At 61.2% G+C, this 1,649-nt stretch carries 1 protein-coding gene; it reads left to right on the top strand.

Annotation, left to right across the window (positions count from 1 at the left end; translation table 11 throughout):
• The first annotated feature begins 125 nt into the window (after nt 1-125).
• Nucleotides 126-1,523, top strand: a complete 1,398-nt coding sequence (locus U4Z31_RS36800; protein ID WP_321799799.1) for an ISNCY family transposase — start codon at nt 126-128, stop codon at nt 1,521-1,523.
• The last annotated feature ends 126 nt before the right edge of the window (nt 1,524-1,649 follow it).

Here is a 1,649-nt window from a genome sequence, read left to right as displayed (position 1 = left end):
GTGGGAGCAAAGTTGTAATGTCGCATCTGGGCAAAGTTGAAATGTCGTAGTTCGAGGGTTTCGGCGCATGCTGGCGGCGGTTTGAACTGCTGGAGCGCATCGTGGGCCAACCTGGACTGATCACCATGAGCATGCGGGAGCTGGATCGTCTGAAGGTCGTGGAAGCCGTGATCGAGCAGCGTCTGATGCCTTGGCGAGCCGCGGAGCGGCTCGGGATCAGTCGACGGCAGATTGAACGGCTGGTCACCCGATATCGTGCTGCGGGGCCGGCTGGACTGATTTCGCAGCGCCGTGGCCACGCCAGCAACCATCAATTGCCCGAGGATCTGGCGCACCGTGCCTTGAGCCTGATTCGTGAGCGCTACGCCGATTTCGGGCCGACGCTGGCTTGCGAGAAGCTGTGGGAATGCCACGGGCTGCAGTTGTCGAAGGAAACGGTCAGGAAGCTGATGACGGACGCTGGGCTGTGGATTCCGCGTCGGCAACGACCGCCCAAGGTCTATCAACCGCGAGCGCGCCGGGCTTGCCTGGGTGAACTGATCCAGATCGACGGCAGCGATCATCGGTGGTTCGAGGAACGGGCGCCGTCCTGCACGCTGCTGGTGTACGTCGACGATGCGACGAGCCGGCTGATGCATCTGCACTTTACGGCGACCGAATCGACCTTCAGCTACTTCGAGGCCACGCGAACGTACCTGGAGCGCCATGGCAAGCCGGTGGCGTTCTACAGCGACAAGTACAGCGTGTTCCGCAGCCCGAAGGCCAGCAAGACCGGCAGCAGCGTGACGCAGTTTGGCCGGGCCATGTACGAGCTGAACATCGACACGTTCTGCGCGAACAGCAGCTCGGCCAAGGGGCGCGTCGAACGTGCGCACCTGACGCTGCAGGACCGGCTGGTCAAGGAGTTGAGATTGCGCGGGATCAGCACGGTGGCCGACGCCAATGCGTATGCGCCCTCCTTCATCGCCATGTATAACGCGCGCTTCGCGAAGCCGCCGAAGAGCGACTTCAATGCGCACCGGCCGCTGCGAAACGACGAGAATCTGGACCGGTTGCTGACCTGGCGCGAAACGCGCCGGGTATCGAAGTCACTGACGGTGCTGTATGACCGGGTGCTGTACCTGCTGGACGATACGCTCGAGAACAGGAAGCTGATTCATCGCTATATCGACGTCTGGGAGTACCCGGATGGACGAATCGAAATCCGGGCCGACGGCGAGGTATTGCATTGCCGCCTTTACGACAAGCTGGCGGCGGTCGATCAAGGCGCGATCATCGAACACAAGCGTCTGAGTCACGCGCTGCAGGTGGCTGAAGCGGTTCAGGCGCAGCGTGATAACCGGCGGATCTCGGGTTCGCCCTCGCGCGCCAATCGAGGGCTGCCAGTGCGGGCCAAGACATCGTTACCAGGCGCCAAGAAACAGCGTGCGTTCACGGAAGCCGACATTGAAGCGGCCATCCTGCAGGTCGCTTCGCAAACACATCAAGCAGAATCGAACCAGCGGTCTGCCAAGGCCCGCTGATCGAGCGTAAGCACCCTGCTGCTTCAGGCCCGGCACTTCAACGCTGAATGAAGGAAAACCGATGAAACATGCGACATCTGTATTTAGCTGGCGCTACGACATCTGAATCCGGGTATGACAACTGGT

The organism is Burkholderia sp. BCC1985 (genome assembly GCF_905339915.1).
Taxonomy (GTDB): Bacteria; Pseudomonadota; Gammaproteobacteria; order Burkholderiales; family Burkholderiaceae; genus Burkholderia.
The sequence above is the reverse complement of the archived record's forward strand: the minus strand, read 5'-3'. Positions and strand labels throughout refer to the sequence as shown.